This is a genomic window from bacterium (assembly GCA_040757115.1).
Classification (GTDB): domain Bacteria; phylum UBA9089; class CG2-30-40-21; order CG2-30-40-21; family SBAY01; genus JBFLXS01.
Window position 1 is genome coordinate 1 of the sequence record JBFLYA010000143.1, and the last position, 9579, is coordinate 9579.

The 9579-nt window shown below is 37.0% G+C and carries 11 protein-coding genes; 1 reads left to right on the top strand and 10 read right to left on the bottom strand.

Annotation, left to right across the window (positions count from 1 at the left end):
* Positions 1-483: 483 nt before the first annotated feature.
* The 10 genes from AB1422_12545 to AB1422_12590 all read right to left on the bottom strand — a co-directional run bounded on the left by AB1422_12545 (position 484) and on the right by AB1422_12590 (position 8604).
* Positions 484-891 (bottom strand): NIL domain-containing protein, encoded by a 408-nt coding sequence (locus tag AB1422_12545; GenBank protein MEW6620142.1) that lies wholly within the window; start codon positions 889-891, stop codon positions 484-486.
* Between the two features lie 368 nt (positions 892-1259).
* Positions 1260-1787 (bottom strand): DUF3795 domain-containing protein, encoded by a 528-nt coding sequence (locus AB1422_12550; protein MEW6620143.1) that lies wholly within the window; start codon positions 1785-1787, stop codon positions 1260-1262.
* A gap of 306 nt (positions 1788-2093) precedes the next feature.
* Entirely contained in the window at positions 2094-2648 is a 555-nt protein-coding gene (locus AB1422_12555) for a Gx transporter family protein (GenBank protein MEW6620144.1), read from the bottom strand.
* Positions 2649-3057: 409 nt separating this feature from the next.
* Positions 3058-4080, bottom strand: a complete 1023-nt coding sequence (locus AB1422_12560; protein MEW6620145.1) for an FAD:protein FMN transferase — start codon at positions 4078-4080, stop codon at positions 3058-3060.
* Positions 4064-5062 carry an AmmeMemoRadiSam system radical SAM enzyme gene (gene amrS / locus AB1422_12565; GenBank protein ID MEW6620146.1) on the bottom strand — a complete coding sequence of 333 codons (999 nt, stop codon included), beginning with the start codon at positions 5060-5062 and terminating at the stop codon, positions 4064-4066. Before amrS ends, AB1422_12560 begins: the two co-directional genes overlap by 17 nt.
* A 2-nt stretch (positions 5063-5064) precedes the next feature.
* Positions 5065-6912 carry a glycosyltransferase family 39 protein gene (locus tag AB1422_12570; protein ID MEW6620147.1) on the bottom strand — a complete coding sequence of 616 codons (1848 nt, stop codon included), beginning with the start codon at positions 6910-6912 and terminating at the stop codon, positions 5065-5067.
* 100 nt (positions 6913-7012) lie between these two features.
* Positions 7013-7198 carry a hypothetical protein gene (locus AB1422_12575; GenBank protein ID MEW6620148.1) on the bottom strand — a complete coding sequence of 62 codons (186 nt, stop codon included), beginning with the start codon at positions 7196-7198 and terminating at the stop codon, positions 7013-7015.
* A gap of 22 nt (positions 7199-7220) precedes the next feature.
* Complete coding sequence (locus AB1422_12580; protein ID MEW6620149.1) at positions 7221-7481, bottom strand: nucleotidyltransferase family protein; 261 nt, start codon at positions 7479-7481, stop codon at positions 7221-7223.
* Between the two features lie 352 nt (positions 7482-7833).
* Complete coding sequence (locus AB1422_12585) at positions 7834-8214, bottom strand: hypothetical protein (GenBank protein MEW6620150.1); 381 nt, start codon at positions 8212-8214, stop codon at positions 7834-7836.
* A 36-nt stretch (positions 8215-8250) separates the two neighbouring features.
* A complete protein-coding gene (locus AB1422_12590) occupies positions 8251-8604 on the bottom strand; it encodes a DUF6804 family protein (GenBank protein ID MEW6620151.1) in 354 nt (117 codons plus the stop codon).
* A 518-nt stretch (positions 8605-9122) separates the two neighbouring features.
* Between AB1422_12590 and AB1422_12595 the strand changes: the two genes are divergently transcribed.
* Entirely contained in the window at positions 9123-9323 is a 201-nt protein-coding gene (locus AB1422_12595; protein MEW6620152.1) for a hypothetical protein, read from the top strand.
* The last annotated feature ends 256 nt before the right edge of the window (positions 9324-9579 follow it).

Consider the following 9579-nt stretch of genomic DNA (forward strand, 5'->3'; position numbering starts at 1 on the left):
GTGCGGTTAAATGTAAAATGAAAAATGTAAAATGTATAACTGAAAGGTAATGAGTCTTGCGAAGGAGTGAAATTTCCCATTTTTCATTTCCTATTTTACATTTTACATTTATTTTTCCTTTGCGTCTTGGCGATGAATTAGTCTAATCGCACAGGTGGGGATTTTTCCGTGTTTCATCCGTGTCCATCTGTGGCTGAACGGTTACCGATTTGGTTTATAATTCTTCGTGCCCTTCGTGTTCTTCGTGGTTTTTAAAGATGTGAGGAAGGTTAATCTAACCGCACAGGTGGAAATTTTTTCCCTTATTTCCCTTTGCGTTCTTTGCGTGCTTGGCGTGAAACTTCCTTTCTCCTGAAAATAGGCTGAAGGCGAAAGGTTTAAGGCTGAAGATTTTTTATCCTATATCCTTCAGCCTATAGCCTATTTTTCATCGCTCTGTCCTCCGCAGGTTAATGTTCATTCCCCCAAATGATTGAACCATTACTAAAATAGTATTTCTACTGCTTGATAAGGACATGCCTTCAGGCAGAGCCCACACAGGATACAGTGTTCAGCCTCAAATGAGACTTCCATCTTTTCCCGGTTAACTCTTAAAGCCTCAGAAGGACACAAAGGAATACAGGCAGTACAATGAGTACATTTCCCCTCATTCCATCGAACATCCTGAGCTAAGGGTTGGATAGTTACTCCTAATTCTTTAAGATAGTCCATTCCTTTATGAAATTCGTCTTTTTGCCCGCTTATTTCCATGACTAATCTTCCTTCTTCATCAGGATTAACCTTAGCACTAAGAATATTAACCATCAAATCATAGTTTTTGATTAATCGGTAAGTAATTGGTTGTTCAACAGTTTGTTTGGGAAAGGTTAACACAATTCGCTTTTTAATCATACTTTTCACCTCCTATTCCATTTCCTGCTATTCCATTTCCTGTAACTGTTCAGGATATAGCCACAGAGTCACAGAGAACACAGAGGGAATATATAACTACGAATGAACACAAATACAAAAAAATTGTAGTACGAGGCTTTAGCCTCGCTTCTGGCAAGCCAAAAGGCGAACCTAAAGATTCGCACTACATTTATGGGATGTCAGAGGTTAATTCGTGTGCATTTGTGGTTAATTTCCTTAATTCTCTGTGAACTCTGTGCCTCTGTGGCTGAACGGTTACGATTTCTCCTATTTTTTACTTTCTCCTCCGTTTTATCCATACTAATCCGTGTTAATCAGTGGCTGAATAGTTACTAAAACTTATGAATTTATCTGGGTAAATAATCGCTATTTCTTTTAATAACGCTTTTTAAAGTAGCTATCTTTAATCTTAAATCCGAACTATCTATCTGGTGATTAGCTATCATCTTTTTTACTTCACTAATAGCATCTTCGATTAAACTAACTGGCATAAAATTACAAACCAGGCAATAAAAATTTATTGAGTAACCATCATCATAATTATCTAATAGATATTTTAAGAGTGAGTGTTTTCCCTTTTGTTCTTTAAGCATAAATTCTATCCCAATCTCTTTAATTCTATCCAGATTAGGTCTTCTTAGTTTATGAAACCTTTGACCTGGTAATGGTAATAATCTTTCACAGGGATATTCTTCACAATCAGCACAGGTTACAAGATACTTTTGTAGAACGCAACATTGAAATATTCCACACCAGGTATTCGTCTCAATCAATTTACAACCGGGGCATTTATTCCTATCTTTAGTGTGAAATCTTGGGCAAAGATAACAATCTAATCCACAGGCACCAATAAGTTTTTGTTCTTCTCTATCCATAATTATCGCCTTTGCATCAAGTTAATAGGGACGCAGATTTGCGCAGATTATCAGGATAATAAAAACTAAATAATCTGCGAATATCTTTATAAAATCTGGAGTTATGCCTTTTGTTTAACTTTGGGATTATGTCCGAAATTAAATAATTGTGCAAGTTCAATCTATCGCTTTAAGATAATTTAGAAGTTGTACCTCAAGTTCATCAGCAAGGCATTTTATGATTCTTGGTCAAATTTTATGTTTAAAATCTTAAAAATCTGCGTTCATCTGCGTCCAACAAAAAGGAAATTCCTATACGATTAAATCTTACGGCTGATACCCGAATGCTGACAGTTGTAGCTGTTTATTCAGATAAATAACTACTACGCCATTGAAAAAACCAGTGACTAACGAAGACAAAAGGAATAGAGGCACAAGATAAAAACAACCCGAATGTTTGATTAAAATAAAATAGGCAACGACAATTTGAGTTAAATTATTAGCCACAGCACCAATAATACTTATCCCAATGAAACTAAATATCTTTTTACCGACCTTGTAAAATATCGCCATCACTATGGCTGAAATCACTCCACCGCTAAATCCTAAAATAAACGCTGGAGAAAATAAACTGCCTCTTAACAAACTGCTTAAAACACTTCGTAGTCCTGCTACAACCACGCCTCCTTTGATGCCAAATAAGATTATGGCGATTAAAGTTACGATATTAGCTAATCCAATCCTTAGCCAGGGGAACATCGGTGGCAGGTAGGTATTTTCTAAAGTATTTAATACCGTAGCCAATGAGACTAAAACGGCTATTTGGGCTAATTTTTTGGTTCTGGATATAAGGTATAGTTGTTCGTTGTTCAATCTCTTCATTCTTCACTCCTTAGTTGTAACCGTTCAGGGATATAACCACAGAGTCACAGAGAACACAGAGGGAATATATAACCACGAATGAACACGGATAATAAAAAGATTCGACCTGTGCGGTTAAATGTAAAATGGATAACTGAAAGGTAATGAGTTTTGCGAAGTCCTAAAATTTCCCATTTTTCATTTCCTATTTTACATTTTACATTTATTTTTCCTTTGCGTCTCTGCGATGAATTAGTCTAATCGCACAGGTGGGAAAGATTTGTAGTGCGAGGCTTTAGCCTCGCTTCTGGCAAGCAGGAAAGCGAACCTAAAGGTTCGCACTACATTTATCGAATGGCACAGGTTAATTCGTGTCCATTTGTGGCTAATTTCTCTAATTCTCTGTGAACTCTGTGCCTCTGTGGCTGAATTAAGGAAATTTACTTAATTTTATTTTATTTTTAATCCCTGGCGAAACCATTATTCCAGAATCTGAGACAATAATGCCTTCCACTGTGTCTAATTTTTCAATCAATTCCATTCCTGCTTTCTCACCTAAGACAAATACTGCGGTAGAAAGAATATCCGCAATCATTGCCGACGGCGTGATTATCGTCACACTTATGCATAGATTTGCTGGATAGCCGCTTTTGGGGTCAATGATATGATGGTATCTTCTGCCCTTGTCGATAAAGAAGTGTTCGTAATCACCTGATGTCGCCACAGCCATATTTTTTAGAGGAAAAGCACCTAAAATTTCATTTGCTTTGCGTGGATGCTGAATTCCAATCTGCCAGAGTTTTCCATAAGGATTTTTACCAATAGCCTTAATGTTTCTCCCAATATCCACCAAGGCATCTTTAATTCCAGCCGATTCAATAATGTCAATTGCTTCTTCTACGGCATAGCCTTTGGCTACACCGCCTAAATCTATTTTCATCCCTTCAAGTCCTAAAACAACCTCCCGATTTCGCGGGTTTAATTTCACCTGCCGATAATCAACCAATATTGCCTTTTGGGCAATTTTATCTCGTGTCGGAACTATCCCTTTATCTTCTCTGAATCCCCATAATTCTGTAACCGGTCCAATCGTTACATCAAACGCACCAGTGCTTAAATTAGAATAGGCTACGGACTTTTCCAGAACATAAAAAAGGTCTTTACTAACCTTCATCTTTTTATTACGGTTAAGAATGGATAACTCACTCTCAGGATTGTGACTTGACATTTTATCTTCAATCTCTTTAATCCGTTCAAAACATCTTTTAATCGTTCCTTCTGCACGGAGCGGGTCATCATCTATTACCTTAATTTCAGCGATTGTGCCCATTACCACTTGAGTTTTAGAGAAAAGTTGCTTTTTCTCCCCACAACCTGAACTGAAAGTAAGAAGTAAAATAAATCCAATATTCAACAGCCAAAATCCAAAATTTTTTTTACAATCCCACGCCATAAATCACCTCCTGACAATATTCACATTTACCATTTTTTATCTTATACTCGGTCAATGAATATCCCTCTCGAATAATCAGTTTTTTCTTACAATTAGGACAAAAGGTAGTGTTTGTATCTATATCCCAGATATTTCCCAGATAGACATATTTTAATTTTAAAATAGCAATCTCGTAAGCCTTTTTCAGGGTTGATACTGGTGTAGGCGGAAGAGTCATTTTATATTGTGGGTAATATTTTGAAAAATGAGTCGGCGTATCATCCCCTAATTCATTTGCTATCCAGTTCACTAATTCCTGTAATATTTCTTCGTTATCATTTAAAGTAGGAATAATCAAGTTGGTGACTTCGACCAATTTACCTTTTTCTCTCGATAATTTAGCGGTATTTAGAACAGGGGATAGTTCTCCTTTGGAATATTTCGTATAAAACTTTGGTTCAAAAGATTTTATATCAATATTAAGGGCATCAATATAAGGTAATAATTCTAACAACGGTTCAGGATTAACAGAGCCGTTAGTGACCAGAACATTGGTTAATTCCTGTTCTTTAGCTAATTTAGCTGTTTCTAAGACATATTCGAACCAGATGAATGGTTCAGTATAGGTATAGGAAATGCCACTGGACTTTTCTTCTTTTGCCAGTATAACTGCCTGGTGAGGGCTAAGTTTTTGAGTTTTTGCATCTATGTTTTGTGAGATATGCCAATTCTGGCAAAAATCACAGGCAAAATTACATCCAACTGTGCCTAATGAAAGGATTTCACTGCCTGGATAAAAATGGTAGAGTGGTTTTTTTTCAATCGGGTCCATTGCAATTGCAGAGCATTCTTCGTAGATTTTAGAATAAAGCGTGCCCTCAAGATTTATCCTGACCCGACAAAAACCTACCTTGCCTTGCCCAATAATGCACATTTTGGGACATAAAAGGCATTTAACCTTGTTATTCTCCTCTAATTTTTCGTAGTATAAAGCTTGTTTCATAATTACATTTCACCAGGAAGTTTTTCTTTTAATTCTAACTGAACCAGATACTCACCTTTTATCTTCTCAAAGTTAACTCCGTCGTTTGAAAAATAACTTCGACCAAAATTATAATAATTATCAATCAATATTTGAACATTGGCTAATTCAGTTACTTTAAAGATAATTGTATTTTTGCCATTTTTTAAAAGGGAAGGTTTTATGTCAATACTTGCCGTTCTTGTAAAATTACCATAGGTAATATAGGCACAACTAATTTTAGGTAGGTCATAGCCATTGACATTTATTAGCAACTCTCCTTTATCATTTGCCGAGTAATAAATTCCTAATCCAGCGGTTTTAACCTTAGATAAATCGCAATTAACCACAAGTTCCTTTTTAATAGTCTTATTCGGAGAATCGAGTATTCCTGTTTTATCTCCATGCCAATCGCCGCTGTTATCACGAATGACATATCCATATCGTTTCTCAATACAAAATCCATCTGGATGAGTTAGCGGATATGTCCAACCTAAAAAGGTATTAAAATTAACCAGCGAGTAAATGAGACAAAAGATGATAAAAGAGATAATTACTGGTTTATATTTTTTCTGCTGAATATGATGATACCAAAAATAAAGAGTATAACCAGAAAAAATAATCAAATAAGGAACGAATGGCACACGAAACCTTGCCATAACAAAAAATAACAAAATAGCACTCATATATCCAATCATTACTAAAACTAAAAGCAAGATATTTTTATTTAACCTCCGTAGAGACAGACAAATTCCCATTATTCCCAGTGAGGCAACAAGTCCGAATTGTAACATCAATTTTAATAGCGGGACAGATTTTTCAAATCGTGAATAAACAATATCATTATCAGGAATCTCATATCCACTCCAGAATATTGTCCATTTTTTATATAAAAGCCAGAGGTATTTATGGGGTTTTTCTTTTATAAACCTGACCGCATCCCGCATCCAGAAGCCCTCATCATCTTTACCCTTTAGATTATCCGCATACGGCGGAATGTAATATATCCCTTCTGAATCCTCATTATTCCCAGCCCAGAAGGTTACCGGTCCTGACTGAGTTAAAAGGATAAATTTGCCACTATAAATATAATTACGGATAGTCACCGGCGAAATGGCAAGTGCGGTTCCTAAGAGAATAAAGAAAGAGGCGATTAAAAATCTCTTTTTTAAGCCAAAAACAACCAATACCCATAACAATAAAAAAGGTAAGACGAAAAGTGTTGTTGCCCTTGATAAAGCAGAAAGGCCTATCACGATTCCTGTTATCAGATACCATTTTATCGAATTCTTTTCCACACTCTTTAAAAGGAGAAATGAACTCAAGAACAGGGTAAATGTATCTAATACCGGTGTCAGGATAGTGGTTTCATAGACCATAAAGATACCATAAAATGTACATAACAAAAGGGCAATTAATCCAACCGTTTGATTAAAGATGCGTGTCCCCACTAAATACACCAGGAAATAACTCCCGCAACCAACAAATATCTGGAATATTACTGCTCTAAAAGGCTCAGTGCCAACAATCAAATATACCAGGGCTAAGAAATAATAATATAAAGGGTTAAATGAATAAGGGGATTTAGGCAATTCACCATTTAATAGCAGTCTGGCTAATCCGTCATACGAACCTGCATCTGTGCCTTCAAAATGTAAAAAATTTGGGTCATTACTCTTTACCTGAAAAAGATAAATCAATCTTAAAATAATAGCCGCCACAAGGAGACAGATAAGAATAATTTTATCCTTCGAGATGGAGAGTGGGAAAGATGAAGGCTTGCGGTAATTTTTAGACGGATGTTCTTTTTTCTTTTTAGACTTTTTTTTCATATTGACATTATAGCATCTCTGAATAGTTATGTCAATAAAAATAAAGGTAAGCGTTCAGCCAAAGACCAGAGAGCATAGACTATAGACTATAGACCATAGACTATAGACCAAGGAACCGATGAAAAGCAAGTTTATTCCCCCTTAAATTCGGGACTCGGGACTGGGGGTTCGAGATTCGGGAAGGCTGGTAGCCACAGACTTCAGCCTGATTTCTCCTGAAAATAGGAAGTAGAAAGTAGAAAGTAAAGAAAACATCACTCCTCACGCCTATCTCCTTACCTCCCACCTTCTATCTCCTACCCCTATTTTCATCCTCCTCGTATATTTTTAATGCCTTCTTTCGTTAGTACATCAACCTTTTTTCCAAATAAGTTTTCAAGATATTCCACAAATCTAATAAATTTGAACCCTATTGGTTGCTTGAATTCAACAACTATATCTAAATCACTATCCTTTGTCAGAGTCCCAGTTACCACTGAGCCAAAAATACCGATTTTGGAAACACCATATTCAGTCGCTAAAACATTATAATATTTCCTTATTAAATGTGTCACTTCTTTTTTATCCATTGTCCTTTACCTAAATCATATTTTACGGCTAACGATAAAGTTCAGGTGCGGCGGGGAGAATTACCACAAAAGTTTGATAGCAAGATAAAACTTTGAGAGACCACAAAACTCTAATTACGGCACAGCCCCCACCGTCAACTGCAACGCAGGGTTAGACAAAAGCTCTCATTCGCTGTCTTTTCCTTTTCCTCTGCCTCACCGAATTATTGTGCATTCCACATTCACGGTTTGCCCCTAAAATATCTCCCTCCTTTTTATATTTTGCCTAACAATTTGTTAGACATCAAATAGGGGAAATGTCCCTCTATTTCCCCTTTATTTCCACTCTATTTCCTCAGTCAGGCAAAAGATTTTAATCTTTGCTTGCCACATAAGCACCAAAGATTATGGCTCCAATTACGAGGATGTCCAAACCGATCAAGAGTAACAAGTAAGTTGTGTCAAGATCAGAAGGATACAGAAGCCAGCCAGTGAGAGAAAGGCCGCCAATAAGAATAGCCAAAGTTGTAAGAGCAAAAAAAAGGACAGTCTTATTGACTTCTTTAAACATCTTGCTTGTAAGGTAGACAGACAAGCATGCGGCGATAAAGCTGCCTATGGCTCTGCCTATATTAGGCCCTGCAGCTACCCATTCCCCGTGTATTGACTCTCTTGCCTCAAAAATATTTGCCAACAAGAACCACGAAGGCAAGAAGAAGATATATAGCACTATAACAGCGAAAACATTCTTCATGTTTTGTTACTCCTAACGGTGCGGAGCAGGAACGAGTTATTGCGATTGCGAGTTGTCTACATCCGTCTTGTTTGCCGAATCTTTCCTTGCATGCTTCACTTTCAGAACGAAAATAGATACCATCGCCACTACGATTGTGGCAACATTGACAACTGACCATATTTCCCTTGTGAGGTGAACTCGGATGATTGGGTTATATATCACCGCAGTAACGCCAAGAACCCACACCACACCTTGCTTCTCTTGGGCAAGTGACTGAATGGCGAGGTAAGCAAAGATGGCACAACACACCCACCGCAGAAGGATGTAGTATCCGTAGGGGTTCTCTGGGTTGAGCGCCCACAGCAGCATTGCGCTTGAAATGACTTGGGGTATCCAGATTCGTTTCATGTTTTCCTCGTCTAACGTTTTGCGTAACCGGCTCTGCAAAAAGCAGAGTGAGGAACGAACGCCAACGCCACTTTTGCCGTCCGTGTGGACGCAATTGATAATAATTAAAAGGCACTTGAAATCGATCGTACAGTATGATATAATACCAATGAGTTTATCGCTTTAACCACACCTGGATATATATGGGAAACATTAATGGCTTAACCTTCTCCTCTGAGAGGCTAAATAACCTTCAGAGGCATACATATCCAGTATGTGGCCTGGAAGGCGCTCGGGTTGCTCTCCAGCATTGCCCTATCCTCCTCCCAGGGGAGAAAGTTAAGAGTGTAACCATAGATTCTATTTATATTATAGCCTTTTCTTTAGCTTGCGTCAAGAATTATTTTCATAGGCATCAGACTTATTTACCTTTTCTAACACAAAAATTGTGGAGGAACATATCTCTTATGTCCCTCTTTAAGGTCGATTTAGAAAATTGACCAATAAATCAAAATTTATTAGTATTAAGGAGGCCCATCATGAAATATCTTGCTTTAGACGCTCATAGCAACTTTTGTTCATTTGGTGTCCTTTCTGAGGACAATAAGATTCTTACCTGCATCGATATTGAAACAAGTGAGATGAATCTGATTAATGCAATCCAAAGTGTTTCTGGAACCAAAACACTCGTAGTAGAAGAATCACCATTAGCCCATTGGAGGTATGTGCGAATTTTATGAAGATAAAAAAGAAGTAAAGAAAAACGGCTAACATTCCGAAATACAATATGAGAAGTAAAAATTATATTGTATTAAAAGGAGGATATGTTAGCTATGTATATTATCGGCAATTTGGTGGAAGAAATTAAAGTTCAAGATGAAGTTAAGGTAGCATATTGTACTAAATGTGGATCGACTTTTGTTGGAGAGAACAGAATCTATACACGGAATGTCAAACAAGGCAAATTCCAGGGTGGAGAAATAGCAAAAGAGGAGG